Genomic DNA, 22,701 nt, shown 5'->3' with positions numbered 1-22,701 from the left:
GCTATGGATAATAGCAAAGGCCTGAATAAACTATGACCGACATTCTTACACAGGCGCGAAATCATTTGCTGGCGCCGGCAAATATCGGTGACAACGAATTGGGCAGAGTACTTGACAGTATTCTCGGCCATTCGGTAGATGCTGCGGACCTCTACTTTCAGTCCACACGCCATGAAGCCTGGTCGTTGGAAGACAGTATTATCAAGGAAGGCAGCTTCAATGTAGACCGGGGTGTGGGTGTACGTGCTATCAGCGGCGAGAAAACCGGTTTTGCCTATTCCAACGAAATTATATTACCGGCCCTGGAGCAGGCTGCGGGTGCGGCTCGCAGTATTGCCCGTCAGGGGCAGGAACATCAGATTCAGGCCTGGAACCGCAGCCAGCCACTGGCTTTATATGGCATGGATAATCCTTTGGATTCTATGAGCCGTGAAGAGAAAGTGGCACTGCTCAAGGCTGTTGATCAGGAAGCCAGAAAAGCGGATCCAGCGGTTAAGCAGGTGAATGTCAGCCTGGCGGGGGCCCATGAAGTGATTCTGGTGGCTGCTTCTGATGGTACACTGGCAGCAGACATTCGCCCGCTGGTTCGTATGAGTGTCAGTGTTATTGCCGAGAAAGATGGCCGTATTGAGCGAGGTTCTGCCGGTGGTGGTGGCCGTGGTGACTATCTGCAGTTTATCCGGAATGACAAAGGTTTGGGCTACGCCCGTGAAGCGGTGCGACAGGCTCTGGTGAATCTTGAGGCCGTTGCTGCTCCGGCTGGGACCATGCCAGTGGTATTGGCTCCGGGCTGGTCGGGTGTTCTCTTGCATGAAGCCGTAGGTCATGGTCTGGAAGGCGATTTTAACCGTAAGGGAAGTTCTTCCTATTCGGGTCGCATCGGTGAAAGAGTTGCTTCCCCACTGTGCACCATTGTTGATGATGGCACTCTGACAGGCCGCAGAGGTTCCCTGAATCTTGACGACGAAGGCGTACCGACCGAATCAACGGTTCTGGTTGAGAACGGTATCCTGAAAGGTTACATGCAGGACAAGCTGAATGCTCGTCTGATGGGTGTCGCTCCAACGGGTAATGGACGTCGGGAGTCTTATTCTCATCTGCCCATGCCGCGAATGACCAATACTTACATGCTGGCCGGCAAGAGCGATCCGGGTGAGATTATTACCAGTGTTGACAAAGGTATCTATGTTGCCAATATGGGCGGTGGTCAGGTTGATATTACTTCCGGCAAATTTGTATTCTCTACCAGTGAGGCTTACCTGATTGAGAATGGCAAGATCACTACCCCGGTTAAAGGCGCTACCCTCATTGGTAATGGTCCTGATGTGATGAATCAGGTCTCCATGGTTGGTAATGATCTTGAGCTGGATCCGGGCGTTGGCGTCTGCGGTAAAGACGGCCAATCTGTGCCTGTTGGCGTGGGCCAGCCTACGCTGAAGATTGATGAAATCACGGTAGGCGGAACGGCCTGATCATTATGGGAAGTGGCCGGTGAAACTGCCTAGGAGCCTGACCGAGAATAGACTGCCCTACTGCGGCGGCAGCAAATTGGTCTGAAAATCCGCTTTTGTTCGTCAAATAGCTCGCTATTCTCCTCACAAAACCGAATTTTCATCCTCAATTTTCTGCCGTCCTCGCTACGGGCGCTATTCTCGGTCAGGCTGCTAGCTATCGAACTCTGTGGGCAGTTCACGATTTTCATGATGTTGCTTCAGCAAAGCGATGTCAGAAGCAATGGTTCTCCCCTGTGAAAGAGGTGGGAGTTGATCCGGTTCGAAAAAGCCGACCTCTGATATCTCGATATTGGCAGTGGGACTACCGCCCTTGAGTTCGCAGAGAAACAGCATTTTGATCAGGTGATGGGGGTTTGTGGGGTAGTAGGGATGTTTATGAACATCGCGAACAGCCACCAGCTTCCCGGCTTTGACAACATACCCTGATTCTTCCAGAGTTTCCCGTTCTGCTCCCAGGGCCGGAGACTCACAGACGTCGGCCCAGCCACCCGGCAGGGCCCAGCGACCATCAGAGCGCTCTCTCACCAGCAGGATACGACCTTCCTGAAACACCCCGGCCCGGATATCGAGCTTGGGTGTGGTGTAGCCATTCTCAGGAAGAAAAAAATGATCAACTTTTTCAATGGGAGCACCGGCGAGAAGTGCCGTCATTTCGTGGGCAATGCCCTGGAGCTGATGGTAGCGCTCCAGGTCAAAGTCGCCATCAGCATAAGTTATTCCGTTTTGGGCTATAGCGCGAATCTTTTCAGCCCAGTCTATCCATGGATTTTTCTGCATGATATTTGCCTGTCCATTGATGAATCTATTCACTCTAGTACAGTCGGCTGGAGCTGAGTATTACTTTGACAGTTCAGCTTCTACTTCCTCTTTTGTCCGACCAGATCCGAGAAGCGCAGCAAACCTTCGGCTACCGGGTGAGGACTCCAGCAGTACTTTTATGCTGATGGTCAATGGAACTGAGAGCAGCATGCCAATGGGACCCAGTAACCAGCCCCAGATCAGTAACGATAAAAAAACGACCATGGATGAAAGGCCAAGCCCTTTACCCAAAACTCTGGGCTCAAGCATGTTACCAATCAGCATGTTGATCGCGAAATAGCCTGTTGAAACAAATATCGCTTCAGAAAAACCCAGTTGCAGCAAAGTGATCAGAATACCGGGTATCGCCGCCAGTATGGAACCAATGTTTGGAATAAAGTTCAGGGCAAAAGCCAGAATGCCACCGAGCAGGTAAAAGTTAACCCCTTGTGACCATAGCATCAGAGCGACCAGCAATCCGGTGAGCAGACTGATTGCCGTCTTCAGGGCAACATAATGATTGACCGAGGCAACAAATCTTTCGAGATCTTTCAGTTGCTGGTCCGGATTGGGCATGGCGCGGACCAGCTTATTTTTTAGCAGCGGAGCCTCGGCCAGCATGAATATAACCGTCAGAAAGATCAGAAAAGCATAACTGGTGGCACTGCCCATATGACTTAGCATGGACGTTAAAAAGCCAAACAGGGACGAGGTATCCAGTGGTTCAGTGATGGATTTCAGATCCAGATTAATGTTGCGCTGTGCCAGTTTTTCACTGACCTGGTGGATCATCTCGATCGTTTGCTGCTTATACCCTGGCAGTGCTTTGGCGAACTCCTGCAAGGCGCTGCCAATGGAAGCCACAATCATCATCATAGTAATGATAAGCACCGAGACCACTAACAAAATACCCAGCACCCTGGGAATGTGCAGTCGGCTCAAGGCATTAATGGCAGGGTTAAGAAGGATCGCCAGGAAGTAGGAAAACAGCAGGAGAGAGAGTATTTCACTGCCCAGACGGATACCGGCTAGAATAATCACCAGTGAAGCAGCTGTCACTAAATAGCGGCTAATGTTCTGTATTTCGGCTGATTGCATACTTGATTCTTGCTCCTTTTGCCTATGTTCAGGATTCAAGATCTGACTCCTCTGCTTGCAAAAATTGATTGTCATCATCGTTGCCAGCCATGGAGAGTCGAAGGCGAATGCTACGCCGATCCACCTTGGCTAACTTAGTGAGTAAGCCGCCATCTTTATACTAAAATGCTTTCAGAACAGGCTCGCCTGGATGTATCGCAGATGAAGCCGCATCAAGCTTAATCCCGACAAAGGGAGCGTCGCAATGACTGTATACAGGATTTTGAGGAAACCATCAAAAATTAAGTTGTGCCTGATCTCATTGCACAGCATGCCATGGGCAATTGGGCTTGCCTTGGTATTTGTCGTGCAAATTGAAAAGTCGATCATGCACTAAAATCCTAAAGCCAGATATTTGAGGCTAAAGATGATTAAAAATATCTCATGTTTATTTTTAATATCAATAATGGCATTTGCATCTAGCATTGCCTTATCCGGTAATTGCACAATAGTGACAAAAACATATGTAGAAAGCCTTAAGAATGGTAACGAATGCAATGGCATACTGCCATTATTCAGCAACAAGGATGACTTGGTGTATTCACCTAAATATGGAGAAATTACAGCTAAACACTTATTTTGCCATAAGGATAAAGATGTGAAATATGATGTTGTCAATCAACAGCTTTTGACTGACTGCGTGTTAAATTTAACTCTGAATATTGAGGGCATTAATAGCTCATATGTTGATGTTTTTGTGCTTGATGAAAATGGTAAGATCAAATCCTTATCCATTTTTCCTGACCCATCAACATTGTGACTGATATTCACTCCCACCCTCTACGAGGGTGTTGCAAAGCTCTCTCCGGCGTGGGAACGCGTTGACTCCCGTCATTGTCGGCTTCATTCTCGTCATTCCCGCGAAGGCGGGAATCCACACTGACTCTCCACCAGAACCATACTGCCCGGTGTCCCCCTGGCCTTGTCATCCCCGAGAAGGCAGAGATCCACCGTTGGCGCTGGATTCCCGCCTTCGCGGGAATGACGACTTCAGAGCGTGAGAACGAGCTGTTGAAGTTTTGCGACACCCTCTCTACTTGGGTGGGCCTCAGGTCTTGATCCTGCTCCTTTTAGATATGCTGGAGATTCAAGACCCGATCCCGCTGCTGCTCAGGGTAAACCTGAACCCGGTCTCCGAATGAGTGGGTCCGGAAATTTAAGGGGAGCGAGTCATCAGGTGTTCAGGTAACGACTCAAAACGTGCTGTTTGAAGTGATCTGCATTCAGTGGCTCGCCAGTAGCCTTAGTATAAAGTTCATGGGTTTCCAGCTTGCTGCCCTGCTGCCAGATGTTTTCTGTCAGCCAGTTAAATACCGGCTCCAGATCACCATTAGCGATGCGACTTTCTACATCGGGTAATTGTCGTTTAACAGCAGCAAACTGCTGGGCTGCATACATGGCACCCAGAGTATAACTCGGGAAGTAACCGAAAGCGCCCATCGGCCAGTGAATGTCTTGCATGCAGCCGGTGCTGTGATTTTTGCCGGTGGATAGGCCCAGGTAAGCCTGCATTTTCTCATTCCAGATCTGGGGCAGGTCATCCACCTGCAGGTCTCCTTCGATCAATGCCTTCTCGATTTCATAACGCAGGATCACATGCATTGGATAGCTGATTTCATCGGCATCAACACGAATAAAGCCGGGCTTTACCCGGTTGTAGATCATCTCAAGATTGGTCTGGCTGAAACGTTCATCTTCCTGACCTCTTGCCAGATGTTTCACGATCAGAGGCCTTATCAGATGCAGGAACTGGGGGCTGCGGCCCAGTTGCATTTCAAAAAACAGACTCTGGCCTTCGTGGACCCCCATGGAACGATAAGAGCCCAGCGGCAGCGCCCTCAGATCTGCCGGAAGATTCTGGTTATAGCGGGCATGACCTGTCTCGTGGATGGTTCCCATCAGGGATTCAACGAAGTCTCGTTCGTTATAACGGGTTGTGAGGCGAACATCTTCCGGAACCCCTCCACAGAATGGGTGAACACTGACGTCCAGTCGGCCATGGTCGAAGTCAAAACCCAGCAGTTTCATTACATCCAGCCCGAGGGCTTTCTGGCTTTCAGCAGGGTAGTGGCCCTGACTGGCGATCAGAGAGTCATTTTTCTGTTTTTCGACAACGGTTTGCAGGGTTTCTGGCAGCCAGCTCTTGAGGTTGCTAAAAAGGGCATCCAGCTCTCTGGAGGTCATACCGGGTTCATAAAGCTCGAGCATGGCATCGTAGCTTTTGGCACCGGAAGCAGCGGAGCGGATACTGGCCTCTTCACGGGCCAGTTTGACGACTTCTTTCAGGTTTTCGGAGAAGCCTTTCCAGTCGTTTTCCGGGCGCTGGGTTCGCCAGGCATGTTCGCACTTCGAGCTGGCCAGAGACTGAGCTTTAACCAGATCTGCTGGTATGACCGAAGCCTTTCTCCAGCTGCGTTCCATTTCCCGGATAGAACTTTGTATTAACGCATCGTCAGCTTTCTCTCTGGCTTCCTGAAGCCAATGGCCAACCTGTTCTTCAGTCAGCAGTTCGTGCATCAGGCTGGAGAGTTCTGCAAGGGCTCCAGCGCGGGCCTGATTGCCCCCGGAAGGCATCATGGCTGCCTGATCCCAGCTGGCCATGGCAGACAGATGTTGAAAACGGTAAAGCTTGTTGAAACGTTCTACCAAATGGTTGTAAGCCTGGTTCATAGTTCTGGTTCCATTGTTTTGGTTATTGTAACGGTTGAATTCTGTCGAGTAGTCATCCCGGCTTTTGGCCGTTGACAGAGCGAAGCTTCATCCAGTGCAGAATGGTTATCCTATACTAGACTCCTTTTTCTGTCGGCTATTAATTACGGGTAAGATGGAGTCTGAATTTATGCCAAAGCCGTTTTTCCTGACTGTTTCAAAACCTTATTTTCACAAATATAAAGCAAAATGCTTTGTACTTTTGTGCGCTATTCTCTTTGCGACACCCTCAGTCAGCGGGCAGGCGTCTGATGAAGACCCTGCTGTTTGTCAAAAATTTCAACCACCTGAGAGCAAGTCAGGACAATTGGTCGACTGGCTGTTGCGCAATGGCTACGAAATGAAGGAGCAAGGCTGCTGGCAGACCTATATCCAATTGGGCCCCCAGGGGATGCAGGAAGCGGCCATGCACTCGCGTTTTCAGGACCGGGTTCGAATTGCTCTGGCGGTGGCTTCCATTTACTTCTATCAGGGCGATTATGACCAGTCTCGCAAAGTGGCTGAGGAAGCCAGCAACTATGCTCAGGAGCACGAAGAGTGGGATGGATACATTGCCAGCCTGGCTCATTTGTCCGGGGTGGCCAGGGCCCAGGGTCGAGACGAGGCGGCGCTTGGCTATACCAAAAAAGGCATGGGAGTGATAGAGAAACACCCGCCCGTTGACCCGTACCTTAAGGCTAAGACGCTTTATAATCTGGGTGCGTTTCTCAGTGATTCGAATAAACCTGATCTGGGTCGTGCCAGAATAGCATTGGTGAGATCTCTTGCCCTCTATCATCATCTGAAAAATCATTACGAAATCGTCCGTACACACTTGAGGTTGGCAAGAATTGATTACCTTGAAGGTCACTACGACAGTGCTCTGATTGTTATTGAATCTGTAAAAAAACTTGAAGCCCTTGCTGGGGCTGAGAGTCCACGTACCCGGATGCTAACTCACTACATGGCGGCAAAAGTTCATCATCGTCTGGAAAATTGGGACACGGCGAGAGCGGAAGTCCTGAAATCACTGGCTCTGTCTGATCGCATGAATGCCAGGGAGGATGGGAAAAGAGCAAGAGCTTTGCTGGCTGCGATTGATAATAAGACTTTCGTTAACGATTAGTGCAGCTAAGCGTTAATATCCGTACCATTTCAACTTGCTCCCATGCTGCTGCATTGGAGTGTGACCAGCTCCCCGTATGCATTCCCTCGCAGAGCATGGGAACGAGAAGATCGTGTTTAGTCATCACTGTGGCGGTTTTTCAGTTTATTATACAGAGTTTCAGAATAGGCATTTGACACCAGCTTGATATATTCATTGACGGCAATTTTTCTGAGTTCATTCGTGAACAACAAAGAACCAATAGCGGCATCCGAGATCAAAGAAGTTGTAATCTGTCTTCCTTCTTTTTTGAACTTCTCCAGTTTTTCTCTTGAGTCCCAGATGGATTTATTGACTTTCTCCCTCACGGCACCCCGACAGTTTGCTACAAACTTGCGTTCTTGCTCGGGAGTAAGAGCAGGTAAAGATACATTGCTGTACTGAATCTTTTCTGCCACCAGCTCGAGTAATTCAGAAAAGTTTTTACCACCTGGAAAAAATTGCTGCATTCCTGCCTGAGACAGGTTGAGTACAGGTGAACTCCCCATTAGCTTTACCATTTTGATCCCGTCTTCACCCTTGAATGACTCGGGTTTTCCTTTAATCCCCAACGCAAGCTCCCGGGCTGCTCTGAAAATAAGACCGGCATTGTCAGAATCACCTCCCATACTTTCAATCCAGTCTTTTACGGCTTTTTTAAAGAAGCTATGGGATATCTTCTGGCGCAAAGCAGTATGATCCTGACCGAACTGAACATCAAAGTCAGTCTGATAAGCAGTGTTAGAAACGTTCAACCTGTTTCTTCCTATTAGATAGGAACGCAGATCATTTACCAACATAATCGAATTCGATGCTTTATCGAATTGAAACACCAATGCATCACTCGTATAATCAACAGCATCATTATCAGGCTCTTGTGCAGAATCTTTCTGTGGAGGCAGCTTCAACGCATTTAATAGCAACAGAGCCTCTTTTTCGGTTATTTTGTGCGTTGCGGGGTCATACCCCTGAGAAAAAAAAGCATCAAATACCTTATTGACGTCAGCGTCAGGAAAAGCATTCTGAAGTGCAGCTTTGAAACTATCATTGATCTCAACACGCGTTGGCTCTTTATGCTTTGGCCTGAACAGTCGGCCAATCCATGACGTTTTCGGAACAATCTCACCCGATTTGGAATTATAACTAACACATTCTGTGAGATACGCTGCTTGATGCTTATCCGTCTCAGAAGAAAAAGCAGACAAAATAGCCCGGGAAAAGTGAACCGGGGCACGCTTACTTAAAACAGGTGAAGGGGGCGTGGCTACCACATCCCTTGCCAAAATACTTTTCCCCTCCAAGGTAGAACCAGGGGCTTCAGGCGATGGAGTATATCGCCGGGAATTGTCCACCGAACTGACCCGATATCCAAATATTAGTGCTTTAGCAGCCCTGCTAACCGCAGCAATACGACTCTCGCCTTGATCCAGAGTCATTCTGTAAGTATGCTTGCACCCCTCCATACGACCCATTGGCTTTTGATCCATTGGTTTATCATCTTTGTATTCACCTTATAATGCTGTATCGGCTGAAAACTCAGGTGGATTAAGTGAGTGAGACTTTCGTTAACGATTAGTGCAGCCAAGCGTTAATCTCCGTACCATTTCAACTCGCTCCCACGCTGCTGCATCGGAGTGTGACCAGCTCCCCGTATGCATTCCAACGCAAAGCGTGGGAACGAGGAGAAACGAGTAACTGCTTGAATGGTTAGAAGGTTCTGAGAGCAACAATTCTTTTTTGGACACTTGATAAACCTTGAATGTTATTCAACTGAAAAGCTTCAATGCTGTCCTGGTGTTATTCCTGAACTTTGGTCAGCTGGATACCGGCATTAATATTCCAATATCTGATTTAAATTACCTCGGCAGTAAACCAATAAACTGACCAAGCAATGGGCTCGTTTATTCTAGTCGACAAACTTTTGGTTTCTGCAATTTTTTATTAGAACAAGCCGGTTAGAAGCTTCAGCCCTGTTAGAAAAAGGCAGATGTATAAAACCTTGTAAAAAAAATCAGTAGAGATGGTTTTAACCATCTTCATTCCAAGCCAGACACCCAGAGGGCAAACAGGTAGCAACAAAGAAGACAGTAGCAGGTTATCTGGGGTGAACTCGCCAAGGGCAGCATAGGCAGGACATTTGACCAGGTTGAGAGAACCAAAAAAGATCGCCATGGTGCCTGCCAGAAATTCCTTTTTAAGCTTCAACGGCAGCATGTAAACACTCAGGGGAGGTCCCCCGGAGTGAATGCCGAAACTGGTGAAACCACTGACGGTTGACCAGAAGATACCGGACAGTGTTCCCGGCTTGCGGGGTGAGTGAAAGTAGTGACCGAACCATTGCTTCAGGCAAAACAAAATGGCAATGATACCGATCATGCCTTTGACAGCCTGTTCACTGAGGGATGCAAACACCATCAGGCCCAGCAACAGGCCGAACAGGCCAGGAAAAATAATGATCCTGAACACAGTCCAGTCCACGTGCTTCCGCCATCCCCAGACGGCGAATCCGTCCATAGCTAACAGCAGGGGCAGGAGGATTGCGGCAGCCTGAACGGGAGGCATGGATAACGACATAAGTGGCACGGCAATCATGCCCAGAGCATTGCCCATGCCTCCCTTGCCCAGCCCCGTAATAACGACCGCCGGGATAGCCGTTATAAAGAAGGGCAGCTCTGGTATGGACGACAGCGGTGCTGAAAACATGGGAAAAGTCAGGTGAGAAGTTCGATTTCGTAATCCAGCATTTTATCCTTGTTGAACAGGTAGCGACCGATAAAACTCTTTTTCTTAAGCAACAGCGGTAACCAGTAGCGGTCATCCTCCCACATTTCATCATAAGGAATATCTTTGATATGAAACCACAGGGGAATCGCCTCGTCGGTTTCTTCGGGAATACCATCGTAGTCAGAAGCGGAAAAGGCGTAGACATGAATGGAGTAGCCATCGACAAACTGGAACAGGCATTCGCCATGGAAGGTCATATTCAGCGGGGTGATTTTCAGTTCTTCCTGAACTTCACGCACTGCGCACTCCAGTGTGGTTTCACCCTCTTCAAGCCTGCCGCCGGGCCCATTGATTTTACCGGCTCCCAGTCCGCGCTTTTTACGAATTAAAAGAATATGGTCACTTTTAACGATAAACGTCAGGGTAGCAGGATCCTGCGCTTTCCAGCTTTCCCAGTCGATGTCGGACAGTGTTCTGGCGATTATGGGCTGCATGTCAGGCTTTTGCTTTGTCGATACTTCAAATTCCCAAGTATAAAGCAGTGCTGAAAAAGATGGCGGGTTAATTTTTTCTCTCTATTTAAGTTGTGACAGTGGCAGCAGTGTCAGAGTGTTGGACCTGAAAGCCCCGGTGTCAATAAAGTGGGTATTACCGAGGGTTGTAGGATCTTCGACAATGGTGTGGCCACAGATGATATGATCAACACCTTCAACCCAGTCTGTGTTTCCGGTTTGTACTTTTGTTCTCGACCACATCAATTGCCGGGTCAGTTCCGGATCGGTCTCTATGTTACGGGGATTCCATTGCTTCAATGGGTATTCTGCGTGACAGATCGCCAGTTTGTTGCCATTAGAATGTTCAACGAGTATCAGGTAGGGCAAAGTATCAACCCAGTTGGCATACTCTCGCATTTTTTTTGCAGAAACTTTAAGATGCCAGCGACCGCCATTGAGAACCCAGTCTGCCAGAATAGCTGATGACTCAGGGTTTCGGGCAATGGTCCTCAGGGTATCTTCGTGATTGCCGCAGACAGGGTGAAACCAGGGTTCATGGATCAGGGAGAGGCAACCGGGCGAATCAGGACCCCGGTCAATCAGGTCTCCAACACTGAAACAACGATCTACCTTAAAATCAAAATCCACACGCTCCAGAGTTTCGAAGAGCAAGTCGTACATGCCGTGTAGGTCGCCGATTGCGAAATCTCTTCCTGATAAGTTGGGTCCAAAGGTTTGAAGAAACATGATAGCTCCTTTGCAGTCCATTGCTTCTGGAGTTAGAAGTAGACACGGGTCGTGTTAAGTTCCTTTGAGTGTTGCCAGACCCGATTTTGGATCAATCTGTATCCCGATGGGTGCTGACCTGAGTATAACCTTCACCTGTTTGTCATTGGCCAAAACCCTGAATGACAGTGGTGTACTCTTGGGCAGTTCGCCGTTTTTTCTTGCCTCGGCAGCGGTATCCAGGGCATTAAGGTAAAAAGGCAACACCTTCTCTACTGTTTCGGCCAGATTGCTGAGAATCATAGCGTTAGCCATTAGCGCAGGTACATAAGTCGGTGTAGCGTAATCGGTGGTCTTAAGCTGAGACTGGATATGATCGACCCAGAGTTTCTTTTTTTCTTCGGGCAACTTGTTGAAAGCTTTCAGCAACTGCTTACCTTCTTCCGGAGTAAAGAGTCTCATCATTGCAGCCAGAGCACCAAGAGCCTCGATTTCCTGAGTCGATAGCCCGCTATTGTTTGACAGGTTCAACCACCAGGCTCGCGCTGTCAGGTAGGAAGGAATGGGATTAAAACCGGGATCTTTCTGCAGCTTGTCCAGTTCTTCTTTGATCTGGTTCATTGCCCGGTAAGTGTTCTCTGTCAGGTAAAGAGAGCCTTTGGCACTGATGTGACCTCTGAAGCCGGCAATATTATCTACCCAGTAGGCATACCAGAGGTTCAGGTCCCCGGGCTTCAGTGTGCCACTGCGAAAGCCCTCTTTCAGAGTGCTGTACATATTCAATGAACCTTCGTCGTACATCATATGGCGCAGATGACTTTCCGGCAGGAACACAATGGTGAATTTACGGCCATCGGAGTGGTATTTACTGGCAACTTCTTTAGCCAGCGGGTAGATACTGGTGGCTTTTTTCGCCGTGACCGAAAGGAAACGGGTACTGTCTTCGGGGAGTTTGGTACCAAGGACTGCAGAGGCCCGCTCCCTCGCGGTCGGTGACAGGGTAACGGCGCTGATGATCGCTGCCGCAGCCAGTGTTTCGTAGGACTCCTCGTCCAGTCCACGAATGAGCGCTGATAGCTGGTTGAAGTGTTCAAGACTCAAGACCGGCTTATCCAGATCTTTCTGAGGCAGGATAAATGCATCGTAGTCCTTTTGTGTACCGGATCTCAGCAACTGCAGTGAATAAAGGCGCGACAGGGCACGAGGGACTTCCGAATGTATATTGGAGGGTAGCTGGTCCGCCGACATTTCAGGGGTGACATTGGGATTGTCCATGACCCAGCTTAGCTGCTCTATCTGGCTGCTGGTAATATTCAGATCCTTACCATAGGTGACGCTGATGTATTCTCTGATCAGGTTGACGGCTTCACTGGCCTGAGCCTGCCAGCCAGGCAGAATCAGCATTAAAATAAAAAGAGGCTTTAATAATGTTTTCATAACTGAAAGGGTAGTGGGTGAGATGCCTAAGCATAGCAACAGGCTTGGAGTTTGCTTCAGGGTTTTTGAATCCGCTTATGAAAATTCCGTCAAGAAACCTGCGTTGACTCTACCTGCAGTTTTATATGAATATTTCAGGAACAGGGCACTATTCAGGAGGGGACAGCATGGCGGACTCCAGAGAGACCATCCGATCATTGTTTGATCTGCAGGCTGAAAACTATATTCAGCAGGACAGTGTTGGCATGCTGGATCATTATGCACCAGAAGAAGAGCTGCTGTTCTGGAGCTCAGAGGGAGCCCAGATTAACGGTCATGATGCCTTGAAGTTTTGGTATGAAACCCTCTTCAACCAGTTCGAAATCCTGTCTGTTAAATACCGAATTGAGTCTGCCTGGGAGGGACCAGACCAGATTTCCTGCAGCAGTACCTGGCAGTTGGAAACCCGGCTCAGGGATGTTGAGTGGGCGGTGGTAGAACTACAGTTTCTGCGGGCGACACACGTTTTGAGACAGTACCAGGGAGCATGGAAAATAGCACATATCCACTCTTCTCCCATTGGCCAGGCCTCAGCCGATTTTCCCGCCAGCTGATGGTTCTCCAATAGCAGGTGGTTTTTCTTGTACCAGCCCCGGGGGGGACAATGGTCTAACCTGGAGTCACTGCTCTTTTTAACCTTCCTGTCTGGGACAGTGGGCTTTTCCCTGACCAACATTAGAGTGACTTATGCGGCGTTGCATTACTGCACCCAGTGAACAGTACAAATTGGCTCTGGCTGTCTCCATGGTTGCTATGCTGGAGCTTTATGGTTTCCTGATCTATGCCCTGATGGCCAGTTATATCTCCGGGCATTTTTTTCCTGCCTCGGATCAGCTGACGTCCCTGCTGGGAAGTTTTGCTGCCCTTGCTGCAAGGTATTTAACCAGACCGTTGGAAGGGCTGTTTTTCGGGCACCTGGGACCTGCATACTATCTTGTGGTCATCGGCATTATCAGTCTGATGGCGGTTCTGGCTCCCTGGCCTGACTACGATATGAAAAAAAATGAATGTCTTGACACAACACTAGCGGAAAAGGGTTGAGATTGCAGAGTCAGGGATTTATGTTCGCTCATGCAGTAAAGTTTCAGATTGCCCTGTGATGAGCCCAGTCGCGCACCGACATCTCGGCTCATTGTACTCATTAGGAAGAAAAAGAGTTTCAACCATGGATAACAATGCGACGCCTGTCTCATTCAAACAAGGACCTTTGTGGGTTGCAGTTACAGTCCTGAGTCTGTTGCCCGCTTTGGCTTTTTCATCAAGCTTCTATGAACAATGCCTCCTGAAACAGGCTATGGAAGCCGATGACCAGATCACAATGGCGGAGATCAGGGCCGTTTGCAGCAAACCCTCCGAAGAAGATGCTCTGTCAGTCGTTGCAGGTGATTCCGATATGGCCCGGGAGGGAGAGAAAAGCGCTTTTGATGAGCGAGTCAGAGGGGAACGTCAGGCATTTGATAATCGTTTCGTGATTACTCCCCATCGGCCCAATTATGTGCTTCCGGTTTCCTGGAACAGCAATGTTAACAAGGCACCTTACAATGAAGTAGGTGAGGAATTGTCGTCAACTGAAATCAAGTTTCAGCTGAGTCTGAAAGCGCCTGTCTGGGAAGGTCTGTGGAATGGTTACGGTAATGTTTATGTCGCCTATACCAACACTTCCTGGTGGCAGGCCTACAACAGCAACTCGGCACCATTTCGGGAAACGAATCATGAACCGGAGGTCTTTGCAATATTCCCGGTCGATTATTCGGTATTGGGTATGGACTTGAGGGCTGTAGTGGTCGGTCTGTCTCACCAGTCTAATGGCCGGTCGGGCAATCTATCCCGAAGCTGGAATCGGGCCTACCTGAATTTCCTGCTGGAAAAGGGTGATTTTTACATGAGCTTCAAGCCCTGGTATCGAATTCCGGAACCTGAAAAAGATCCCAATAACCCGAATGATACCGAGGGGGATGATAACCCGGATATTGAAAAGTTCATGGGGCATGGTGAGCTTCATTTTGGCTATAAACTGGACGAACATCAGATTTCCATGATGCTCAGAAACAACCTTCGTTTTTCTGATAACAAAGGCGCGGTGCAACTGGGTTGGTCCTTCCCTCTTAATGACCGTTTCCGGGGTTATTTCCAATACTTTAATGGCTATGGTGAGAGCCTGATTGATTACAATGCCAGTGTAAACCGGATCAGTATGGGTGTGATGTTGACCGACTGGTTGTGACAGTGCTTCTTACAACAACTCGACTATACTGAAGCGTCAATCATCAATAGCATGGGACGCTTTCAGTATCAGTGGGGTTCATCTCTTGATAGTATCGCCATTCCTCGTGTATCTCTGTGTGGGCGCAAAACCATCCGTCGGCAAAGAAATAATAATAAGAAAGTTCAGTGAACTTAATTTCGGTTTTTGGGTCAAAGCATCACTGAAAACGCTGTATCACAAAACAATGAAATATGATTGTTCCTGATTAGAGTGACTAACGGCGCTGTTATCGGTCGGGCTTTTGAGCTATGACCTGATGAAACGTCAGCTCTGAGCAGGCAGACAAAAAAAGGAGACTGGGCAAGATGGCAAATATTATCATAGCTGTAGCAGTGACATATCTTTATCATTGCTTTTCAGGATATGTTTCAGACAATCAGACGAAAACGAATGAAACAGTTTTGGAAGTGCATCAGCCTGTAAATAATGGGGCAGGTGTAGAAACACTGTACCGAAATTCTGACTTGGAAAAAACGATCATAAAAGAGCTGATGGATTTAGAGGGTGAAACTTTGCCTGAAGACTATGAATCAAGATTGTTCAATTTAAGTAGGGGGAATGTAGAAACGAATGCACTTAATGATAGTGAACTGGATAAGGTAAATAAGATCTTTGATACCATAAAGGACCATATGATTGAGTTACTCAAAGGTCGTGGTACTTTTGATCTGGAACGGGTACAAGCTGCTGATATTGAGGCTGTTTATATTTATTCTTTTAGTCACAAAGCTGCTACTCCGGAATGTCTTACATTGAACGATATTTGTCAACCCGCTAAAACCCAGCTCATAACTCAAAGCAATAATCAAGACTTAATATTGGGTGATTATAAGAACATGTTTTCAACAGAATGGATTCTTGAAAATTCAAAAGGGGGAGCAAAATATCGGGAATTAAGTCCCGGAGACTTCCTTCTTGATGTCGACTTTGCCCAAAAAAAAATATTATATGAAAATAATTCTGATTTTCTAACGGCATCCAGAATCATTGAAAAAAATGAAACATTCCCCACTATGGGTTTCAGAGCTCTATTTGTAATGTCTGATCCTGCTAAAAAAGAATTTTTTATTCAAACGACTGGAAGAAGCTACACTCACAAAATTGATGCCGAACAGCTATCAAATATGCTTAAAACCATTCCAGGAAGACAAATATCAATGCTCACAGGGTTGGCCAAAAAGCTTTATTGAAAAATAACCCTGATATTGAAAAGTTCATGGGACAGGGTGAACTTTATTTTGGCTATAAGCTGGATGAATACCAGAATTCCATGATGCTCAGAAACAACCTTTGTTTCTCTGATAACTAAGGAGCGGTGCAACGGGTCTGCTCCTTCCCTCCTAATGACTATTTCAGGGATTTTTGCCATTACCTTTATGACCATGAAGAGAACCTGATTGATTACAACGCCAGTGTAAACCGGATCAGTATGGGGGTGATGTTGACCGACAGACTATAAAGTGCGTTTCACGAGGACTCGACTATACTGGAGCGTCAATCACCAATAGCATGGGACGCTTCAGTAAGTGGGGGTCACCTCTTGATAGTATTGCCATTCTTTCTATGTCCCCGTGCGGGAGCAGAACCATCGATTTATAAAGAAATAATAACCAGAGAGTTCAGTGAACCTGGTTCTGGTCTCGGGGGCAAAAGTATCACTGAAAAAAGCATCACTGAAAACGGTTTATCTCAAACCATTGGAAGTAGGGCATTCCTGATTAGCGTCAGAAGGAACACTATGCTCGTTAAGGCCCCTGAAGTTATGACTTAATGAAACCCAACCTTCAAGCAGGCAGACAATAGAGGAGACTGGAAAACATGGCGGTAAATATTCTTATAGCAGCAGCAATAGCATATCTTTATTGTAATTCAGGAAATGCACCCGACAAACGCACCAAAAAGACTGAAACAGGCTTGGAAGTGCATCGGCCTGTAGATAGAAGGACAGGCGTAGAAACACTCTATCGAGCCTCCGGAATAGAAAAAAAGATCATCAAAGAGCTGATGGATTTGGATGGAATGACTTTTCCTGAGGACTATGAGTCCAGATTATTCACTTTAAGTAGAGGGAGTATAGACACTAATGCCCTTTCTGAAGATGAGCAGGATAAGGTGAATCAAATTTTTAACGCAATAAAAAGTCACATGATTGAGTTCTTTAAAGGCAAGGATACTTTTAATCTGGAAGAAGCTCGAGGTGATGGCATTGAGGCTGTCTATATTTACTCTTTTAGTCACAAAGCCGCTACTCTGGAATGCCTTACATCAAACGATCTTTGTCAACCTGCAAATACCCAACACATAACGTTTAAAGGTAAGCCCACAGCTCAAAGCAATAACGAAGATTCGATTTTTGATAATTATAAGAACATGTTTTTATCCGAATGGATTCTTGAACAATCTAAAGCGAGTCTGAAAGGCTATCGGGAAACAGATCCCGGCTATTATCTTTCTGGGGCGGATTTTACCCAAAAAAAATCATTGCATGAAGCATGTCTTGGTTTTATAGAGGCGTCCAGAGTCGTTGAAAAAAATAAGGCATTCCCCACTGCGGGTTTCAGGGCCGTGTTTATAATGACTGATCCAGCTAAAAAAGATCTTTATATTCAAACTGCTGGAAGAAGCTACACTCACAAATTTGGTGCTGAAAGGTTATCAAATATGCTTAAAACCATTCCAGGAAAACAAATATCCATGCTCACAGGGCTGGCCAAAAAGCTTCATACAAAAAAACAACCCTGATATTGAAAGCTTTATGGGACATGGTGAGCTCCATTCAGGCTATTGCCATTCCAGACACACACTGCGCTAAAGCAAATCAAATAACTGCAAAGAAATAATAATTAGGGTGCTCAGGGGAATTTAATTGAGGTTCTGATGTCTAAAGTACTATGGGAGGCTTCAGATTATCTCAAACCGGAGGAAGAAGGTCGTTTTTAAACGGAGCTGACTGCAGAATTGAGACTCTTTCAGAATTTATCCCTGGATAGTTAAATATCTGATGCCATGACTTTCTGAAATGCGAACGCTCAGAATAGATGTATAAAATGGAGGTGGAGACATGAAACCAATTCTCGCAGGATTAGCAGTTTACTTTGCTCTACATTATTTTTCAGAGGATATTCCAGATATTCAGACTGAAACAGAAGAGCAAGTTTATCAACCTGTAAATAATGGTACAGGCATACAGTCACTCTATCGAAATTCCAACTTGGAAAAAACAATCATCAAAGGACTGAAAAATTTAGGCGGGAGAACTTTGCCTGAAGACTATGAGACCAGATTGTTCACTTTAAGTAAGGGCGATCTGGATACTGCCAGTCTCTCTGATGCTGAGTTAGGTGAATTAAATGAAGTTTTTAGCACAATCAAGAACCATGTCATTGGGCTGTACCGACGCAGCGATGAAATTGATCTGGAACTAATAAAATCTGCTGATATTGAGGCTGTCTATATTTATTCTATTAGCCACAGTGCTACCACTCTGGAATGTCTCACATGGAACGATATTTGCCAGCCTGATAGTGCCAAATACACAGAGCATAGATTAAAAGATATAACTCAATTGGGTAATAAAAACTCAGTTCTGGATGATTATATAAACATGTTTGCATTCGATTTTATTATGAAAAAAACCATAGACGAAGGTTTTTTATACAACTACTATAGTACGTCTTACATGAACCTCATTGATGAGGTAAACATTACCAAAAAACAGTTAATACAAGAAAGAATTTCTGATCTTATATCGCTCGCCAGTATCACCGATGAAGATAAAGGATTGCCCGCTTTGGGATATAGGGCTTTATTTGTAATGACTGATCCTGATAAAAAGAACCTTTATATTCTAAGTACTGACAGAAGGTACACTGGCGCTCACAATGCCGAACAGTTATCAGAGTTACTCAAAACCATTCCGGGAAAACAAATATCAAAGTTTACAGGAATCGGAAAAAGGCTTAATAAAAAAAATCAACCTTGATATTGAAAAGTTTATAGGACATGGTGAGCTTCATTCTGGCTATAAACTCTATGAACACAAAATTTTTCACGATGCTTAGAAGTAACCTTCATTTTTCTGATAACAAAGGCCCAGTTACCACTGGGCTGGTCCTTCCCTCTTAATGACCGTTTTCGCGTCTATGTCCAATACTCTAATGGCTATGATGAAAGCCTGATTGATTACAATTTCAGTCTGAACCGAAACAGCATGGGTGTGATGCTGACCGATTGGCCATAATATTGCCTTTTACAAAGAGTCGGCTACACTCCAAAGCGTCAATTGCCAATAGCGTGTGACGCTTCAATATTATCGGGGTTTATCTTTTGTCAGTATCACCACACTTCATAATTACTCAGCCATACGGAATCGAATATTTCTGGCTTATTGGGCAGGTGCTCTGCAAGGCGCAACGACGGGAACATAGCAAGCTATGTGACCAGAGTTGCAACGCATCACGACTGCATGGATGCAGGAGCTAGAGCAACGCAGGAGCAGTTGCCGCGAGTCCCTGAACAATAAGTCAGAAAATATGATTTTGTATGGTTGAGTACTTATATTCCTGTGCGGAATCAAAGCCATTTACCCAAAAAGCAATAATAACCAGAGAGTTCAGTGAGCTTAATTTCAGTTTTGGGATCAAAAATTTCGGTGAAAGTTTTTATCTCAAACCAGTGGGAAGAAGGTCTTTCCCAGTGGGAGTTAGTAACCCGATTCTAATCGGTCAGGCTCCCAGAGCTATCAATTAATGAAATACTCGCTTTAAGTAGGCGTTCAAAAAAGAAGGTTAAGCAGATGTTATTAAAAACGGTTGCATTAGCAGGACTGGCATATCTTTTTGGTTTTTTTTCAGAAGATGTTCCAGATACCCGGACTGAAACGACTGAAACAGGGTTGGAAGTGCAACAATCTGTTGAAAGAGGATTGGAAGCGCCTCAATCTTTTGAAACAGGTTTGGAATTGCCTCAACCAGTCAATAGAGGAACAGGCATAGAAACGCAGCTTCGAACTTCCGGCTTGGAAAAGACGATAATCAACGAGCTGATGGAGTTAGATGGGAAAACTCTGCCCGAAGACTATGAATCCAGATTATTCTCATTAAGCAGGGGGAGTATAAACATGGATGCTCTTTCTGATGATGAACTGGAGAAGTTCAATCAAATCTTTGGCGCAATAAAAGACCATATGATTGAATTGTTCAGCGATGAGTATACTGTTCGTCAGGAACTAATAAAAGCTGCTGATATTGAGTCTGTCTATGTTTATTCTTTCAGCCACAAAGCTGCAACTCTGGAATGCCTTACGTCGAACGATATTTGCCAACCTCCTAATGCTCAACACTTAATACTTAATGCCGAAAGTACAACTCAAAGCAATGATGAAGGCTCAATGTTTGATGATTACAAAAAAATGCTTTCATTCGAATGGATTCTTAAACATTCCAAAGTGGGCTTGGCAGGCTATCAGGATTCAAATTACGCGTTAACCCTTCATGGGGTAGACTTTGCCGAAAGAAAAATGTTAGAGGAAACAGCTTCTGATTTTGTAAGTCTGTCCAGAGTCATTAAAAAAAATGAAGCATTTCCCACTATGGGCTTCAGGGCTGTATTTATAATGACGGGTACCAGTAAAGAGAATGTTTATACTGTGTCTACGGGAAGAAGCTACACTCACAAATTTGATGCCGAACAGTTATCCATTATGCTTAGAACCATTCCGGGAAAAAAAATATCAATGCGCACAGGGTTGGCCAAAATGCTTAATAAAGAAAAGCAACATTGATATTCTAACTCTATAAATGATCGTTAAATCGTTAAGACACTCACTCAAGTCACCGGGAATGATAGGCGAATTCTGGTCGGAACCGGAGATTACTCCGGTTCAACTCTGAAATGCTTTTACAACCCATCAGTTTCATATCCCGCTCCATTTCGCTGCACAGATTACCCAGAGCCTTTTCAACGCCAGCTCTTCCCGCTGCTGCCAAAGCATAAAGATACAGGCGGCCACCTGAGCAGGCTCTGGCGCCCATTGACAGAGCTTTAAGAACGTGTGTACCCCTCTGTATTCCGCCGTCGCATATGACATCAATCCGATCTCCAACGGCATCTACGATTTCTGCCAGCTGGTCAAAGGGAGAGCGTGAGCCATCCAGCTGTCGGCCACCATGGTTGGAAATCATGATGGCTGCAGCGCCAATATCTACGGCTCTGCGTGCATCTTCGACCGACATGATGCCTTTCAATACCAATGGCTTTTCCCAGTAGCGGACAATCTCTTCAGCTGCCTGCCAGTCCATACTTTGATCCAGCATGGTATTGATGTAGCTACCGATCGAAAGGGTAATGCTGGTGCCTTCGCCAACATAGTCCTGAAGCTGAGGCAGCTCAAAGCCACCATGGGACAAGTAATTCAGACCCCAGGCCGGATGACAGGTAAAACTCAGCAGACTCTTCAATGTCAGTTTGGGGGGGATGGTAAAACCGGTGACAAGATCCCTTTCCCTGTTGCCTCCCACAGCTGTATCCACCGTTAATGCCATGGCATCGAAGTTGGCTGCCTTGCATCGGTCTATCATGTTGCGGGTCAGCCCCTTATCCTTATGTACGTAAAGCTGGAACAGCTTCGGGGTTTTAATGGTTGAGGCAATCTCTTCGATGCTGGTGGTACCCAGAGAAGAAAGGCCAAAAAGCGTGCCAAACTGTTCTGCTGCTTTTCCTACAGCCATCTCACCTTCATGATGAAAGAGGCACTGCAGTGCGGTGGGCGATAAGAAGAGAGGGATGTCCAGATCCAGCCCCATAACCCGGGTAGAGAGATCAACATGCTCTGCACCTCTCAAAACATTGGGTACCAGGTCACAGTTGGAATAGGCCTCGGTATTTCTTCGCCGTGTGGTCTCATCATCCGCAGCGCCGTCAATGTAATGAAAAATGGGGGAGGGCAACCGTCTTCGGGCGAGTTCCCGGAAGTCTCTGGTGTTGTGGCAGTGTTTCAGGCGCATGGTTTTCCACTGGCCTGTCGTCGCTGACAGTCTGTAGTTGGATCATGAAAAATATTTGGCGCTTTAGGTATAGCACCGATTTGGAGCAGATCAACAACAAACCGAAAAAATGCGTGCCGGTTTTGCATAGCTGCTGGTCAGTTCTTCTTATGATGTCAAGCAAGCTATTTCAGAGGGAGAAACTGGTATTATCCGACGTCGGCTTCATTATGGGTTTCGACACCGTCATGGTCAGTCTTTTCCAACAGTAACGCGGCAGCTGTTGCAACCTCTTCCTCTGTGCCGTTATACAGCAGCAGAAAGTTGCCGGCAGACAGAGATTTCTCGTAGCGGACAATGCTGTTTTTAGGAATCCCCATACTGGCCAGACCAGCCCCGAGAGCTGACAGCCCGCCGACAATAACCGCACCTTCAAGCCCGCCGGCAATAGCTGATACCAGCGGTCCTGCGATCACCATGGGACCAATGCCAGGAATCACAAAAAACGCAGCACCAAACAAAATACCCCACAGACCACCCCAGAAGGCACCGATCTTGCCCCAGGCTTTCATCCGGTCCCCGGTGTTGTAGTAACCTACTACGTGCTCTTCGGTATGGTAGTCATTACCAACTACTGAAATTTTCTTCATCTCAAAGCCAGCTTTTTGCAAGCTTTTAACCGCATCATCGGCCGCATTATGGGTTTTGTAGGTAGCAACGCAGGTGTTTGGCGTCTTCATTGGAGTACTCC

The 22,701-nt window shown here is 46.6% G+C and carries 23 protein-coding genes; 13 read left to right on the top strand and 10 right to left on the bottom strand.

From position 1 onward, the window contains the following. Nucleotides 1-32: 32 nt before the first annotated feature. Entirely contained in the window at nt 33-1,472 is a 1,440-nt protein-coding gene (gene tldD, locus ACOJUN_RS00725; RefSeq protein ID WP_422134777.1) for a metalloprotease TldD, read from the top strand. A gap of 192 nt (nt 1,473-1,664) precedes the next feature. On the opposite strand, the gene ACOJUN_RS00720 is transcribed toward tldD, so the two are convergent. Together ACOJUN_RS00720 and ACOJUN_RS00715 are read right to left on the bottom strand one after the other, a co-directional pair. Then, nucleotides 1,665-2,291 carry an NUDIX hydrolase gene (locus ACOJUN_RS00720; RefSeq protein WP_422134776.1) on the bottom strand — a complete coding sequence of 209 codons (627 nt, stop codon included), beginning with the start codon at nt 2,289-2,291 and terminating at the stop codon, nt 1,665-1,667. Between the two features lie 60 nt (nt 2,292-2,351). Continuing rightward, complete coding sequence (locus ACOJUN_RS00715) at nt 2,352-3,449, bottom strand: AI-2E family transporter (RefSeq protein ID WP_422134775.1); 1,098 nt, start codon at nt 3,447-3,449, stop codon at nt 2,352-2,354. A gap of 367 nt (nt 3,450-3,816) precedes the next feature. Here ACOJUN_RS00715 and ACOJUN_RS00710 point away from each other — a divergent pair, with 367 nt between their 5' ends. Together ACOJUN_RS00710 and ACOJUN_RS00705 are read left to right on the top strand one after the other, a co-directional pair. Continuing rightward, nucleotides 3,817-4,209 (top strand): hypothetical protein, encoded by a 393-nt coding sequence (locus ACOJUN_RS00710; protein ID WP_422134774.1) that lies wholly within the window; start codon nt 3,817-3,819, stop codon nt 4,207-4,209. Between the two features lie 61 nt (nt 4,210-4,270). Next, nucleotides 4,271-4,450 carry a hypothetical protein gene (locus ACOJUN_RS00705; protein ID WP_422134773.1) on the top strand — a complete coding sequence of 60 codons (180 nt, stop codon included), beginning with the start codon at nt 4,271-4,273 and terminating at the stop codon, nt 4,448-4,450. A gap of 172 nt (nt 4,451-4,622) precedes the next feature. Here the strand turns inward: ACOJUN_RS00705 and ACOJUN_RS00700 are convergent, their stop codons facing one another. After that, nucleotides 4,623-6,119 carry a carboxypeptidase M32 gene (locus ACOJUN_RS00700; RefSeq protein ID WP_422134772.1) on the bottom strand — a complete coding sequence of 499 codons (1,497 nt, stop codon included), beginning with the start codon at nt 6,117-6,119 and terminating at the stop codon, nt 4,623-4,625. Between the two features lie 169 nt (nt 6,120-6,288). Here ACOJUN_RS00700 and ACOJUN_RS00695 point away from each other — a divergent pair, with 169 nt between their 5' ends. Then, a complete protein-coding gene (locus ACOJUN_RS00695; protein WP_422134771.1) occupies nt 6,289-7,263 on the top strand; it encodes a tetratricopeptide repeat protein in 975 nt (324 codons plus the stop codon). Between the two features lie 116 nt (nt 7,264-7,379). On the opposite strand, the gene ACOJUN_RS00690 is transcribed toward ACOJUN_RS00695, so the two are convergent. From ACOJUN_RS00690 to ACOJUN_RS00670, 5 genes are all read right to left on the bottom strand, one after another. Further along, the gene (locus ACOJUN_RS00690) at nt 7,380-8,768 is read right to left on the bottom strand and encodes a hypothetical protein (protein WP_422134770.1); all 1,389 of its coding nucleotides are present in this window, start codon (nt 8,766-8,768) and stop codon (nt 7,380-7,382) included. A 454-nt stretch (nt 8,769-9,222) separates the two neighbouring features. Further along, nucleotides 9,223-9,984, bottom strand: a complete 762-nt coding sequence (locus ACOJUN_RS00685) for a sulfite exporter TauE/SafE family protein (protein WP_422134769.1) — start codon at nt 9,982-9,984, stop codon at nt 9,223-9,225. Between the two features lie 8 nt (nt 9,985-9,992). Further along, nucleotides 9,993-10,499, bottom strand: a complete 507-nt coding sequence (locus ACOJUN_RS00680) for an 8-oxo-dGTP diphosphatase (RefSeq protein WP_422134768.1) — start codon at nt 10,497-10,499, stop codon at nt 9,993-9,995. 81 nt (nt 10,500-10,580) lie between these two features. Further along, the gene (locus ACOJUN_RS00675; RefSeq protein ID WP_422134767.1) at nt 10,581-11,246 is read right to left on the bottom strand and encodes a metallophosphoesterase; all 666 of its coding nucleotides are present in this window, start codon (nt 11,244-11,246) and stop codon (nt 10,581-10,583) included. Nucleotides 11,247-11,300: 54 nt separating this feature from the next. After that, complete coding sequence (locus ACOJUN_RS00670; protein ID WP_422134766.1) at nt 11,301-12,662, bottom strand: hypothetical protein; 1,362 nt, start codon at nt 12,660-12,662, stop codon at nt 11,301-11,303. Between the two features lie 125 nt (nt 12,663-12,787). Here ACOJUN_RS00670 and ACOJUN_RS00665 point away from each other — a divergent pair, with 125 nt between their 5' ends. From ACOJUN_RS00665 to ACOJUN_RS00625, 9 genes are all read left to right on the top strand, one after another. Further along, nucleotides 12,788-13,255 carry a YybH family protein gene (locus tag ACOJUN_RS00665; RefSeq protein ID WP_422134765.1) on the top strand — a complete coding sequence of 156 codons (468 nt, stop codon included), beginning with the start codon at nt 12,788-12,790 and terminating at the stop codon, nt 13,253-13,255. Nucleotides 13,256-13,388: 133 nt separating this feature from the next. Further along, nucleotides 13,389-13,742, top strand: coding sequence for a hypothetical protein (locus ACOJUN_RS00660; RefSeq protein ID WP_422134764.1), 354 nt, complete (start codon nt 13,389-13,391; stop codon nt 13,740-13,742). A 124-nt stretch (nt 13,743-13,866) separates the two neighbouring features. After that, nucleotides 13,867-14,925: a phospholipase A gene (locus ACOJUN_RS00655; protein WP_422134763.1), complete on the top strand. Its 1,059-nt coding sequence runs from the start codon at nt 13,867-13,869 to the stop codon at nt 14,923-14,925. Between the two features lie 347 nt (nt 14,926-15,272). Beyond that, a complete protein-coding gene (locus ACOJUN_RS00650) occupies nt 15,273-16,157 on the top strand; it encodes a hypothetical protein (RefSeq protein ID WP_422134762.1) in 885 nt (294 codons plus the stop codon). Nucleotides 16,158-16,183: 26 nt separating this feature from the next. Further along, nucleotides 16,184-16,276: a hypothetical protein gene (locus tag ACOJUN_RS00645; protein WP_422137132.1), complete on the top strand. Its 93-nt coding sequence runs from the start codon at nt 16,184-16,186 to the stop codon at nt 16,274-16,276. A 509-nt stretch (nt 16,277-16,785) separates the two neighbouring features. Next, nucleotides 16,786-17,709: a hypothetical protein gene (locus tag ACOJUN_RS00640; RefSeq protein WP_422134761.1), complete on the top strand. Its 924-nt coding sequence runs from the start codon at nt 16,786-16,788 to the stop codon at nt 17,707-17,709. Between the two features lie 319 nt (nt 17,710-18,028). Next, nucleotides 18,029-18,949 carry a hypothetical protein gene (locus ACOJUN_RS00635; protein WP_422134760.1) on the top strand — a complete coding sequence of 307 codons (921 nt, stop codon included), beginning with the start codon at nt 18,029-18,031 and terminating at the stop codon, nt 18,947-18,949. Nucleotides 18,950-19,039: 90 nt separating this feature from the next. After that, nucleotides 19,040-19,207, top strand: coding sequence for a phospholipase A (locus ACOJUN_RS00630; protein WP_422137131.1), 168 nt, complete (start codon nt 19,040-19,042; stop codon nt 19,205-19,207). A gap of 555 nt (nt 19,208-19,762) precedes the next feature. Further along, nucleotides 19,763-20,749, top strand: a complete 987-nt coding sequence (locus tag ACOJUN_RS00625) for a hypothetical protein (protein ID WP_422134759.1) — start codon at nt 19,763-19,765, stop codon at nt 20,747-20,749. Nucleotides 20,750-20,798: 49 nt separating this feature from the next. On the opposite strand, the gene ACOJUN_RS00620 is transcribed toward ACOJUN_RS00625, so the two are convergent. Together ACOJUN_RS00620 and ACOJUN_RS00615 are read right to left on the bottom strand one after the other, a co-directional pair. Continuing rightward, complete coding sequence (locus ACOJUN_RS00620; RefSeq protein WP_422134758.1) at nt 20,799-21,971, bottom strand: alpha-hydroxy acid oxidase; 1,173 nt, start codon at nt 21,969-21,971, stop codon at nt 20,799-20,801. A 188-nt stretch (nt 21,972-22,159) separates the two neighbouring features. Then, nucleotides 22,160-22,690: a general stress protein gene (locus ACOJUN_RS00615; RefSeq protein ID WP_422134757.1), complete on the bottom strand. Its 531-nt coding sequence runs from the start codon at nt 22,688-22,690 to the stop codon at nt 22,160-22,162. Nucleotides 22,691-22,701: the final 11 nt, after the last annotated feature.

The organism is Endozoicomonas sp. ALD040, assembly GCF_049275945.1.
Classification (GTDB): Bacteria; Pseudomonadota; Gammaproteobacteria; order Pseudomonadales; family Endozoicomonadaceae; genus Endozoicomonas_A.
The sequence above is the reverse complement of the archived record's forward strand: the minus strand, read 5'-3'. Positions and strand labels throughout refer to the sequence as shown.